At 77.4% G+C, this 593-nt stretch carries 1 protein-coding gene; it reads left to right on the plus strand.

What is annotated here, in order from left to right; all coding sequences use genetic code 11:
- Positions 1 to 39: 39 nt before the first annotated feature.
- Positions 40 to 593 (plus strand): BTAD domain-containing putative transcriptional regulator (locus EHS43_RS45650; protein ID WP_185806698.1); only part of this gene is annotated, 554 nt, incomplete at its 3' end.

Below are 593 nucleotides of genomic sequence, written 5' to 3' on the forward strand. Positions count from 1 at the left end.
GAAGTAACCCCGTGACCGGCCCCCGCCCCAGCAGAGACAATGGACCCCGTGCGCTATCGCATCCTCGGCACCACGCAAGCACTCCGTTCCGACGGCACGTCCGTCCCGGTCGGCGGGGCGCGCCTGCGCGCGCTGTTGACCGTCCTCGCACTGCGCCCCGGCCGCACCGTCCCCGTGAGCGTCCTGGTGGACGAGGTGTGGGACGGCGACCCGCCCGCCGACGCGACGGGCGCGGTGCAGGCGCTGGTGGGACGGCTGCGGCGGGCGCTCGGCGCGGGCGCGGTGGCGTCCGTGGACGGCGGCTACCGGCTGACCGCCGCGCCGGACGACATCGACCTGCACCGCTTCGAGCGGCTCGTGGCGGACGGCGTGCGCGCCCTGTCCGACGGTGACCCCGCGAAGGCGGCCGGGATCCTGGACGACGCCCTCGCCCTGTGGCGCGGCCCGGCGCTGGCCGATCTGCCCGACCGTACGGCCGAGGCGACCCGGGCCCAGGCCCGCCGTCTGGACGCCCTGCGCGCCCGTCACACCGCCGCGCTCGCCCTCGGCCAGGCCGACCAGTGCCTGCCCGAACTGACCGCCCTGTGCGACGC

The sequence above is a fragment of the Streptomyces sp. RP5T genome (assembly GCF_003933965.1).
In the GTDB taxonomy this organism is placed as follows: Bacteria; Actinomycetota; Actinomycetes; order Streptomycetales; family Streptomycetaceae; genus Streptomyces.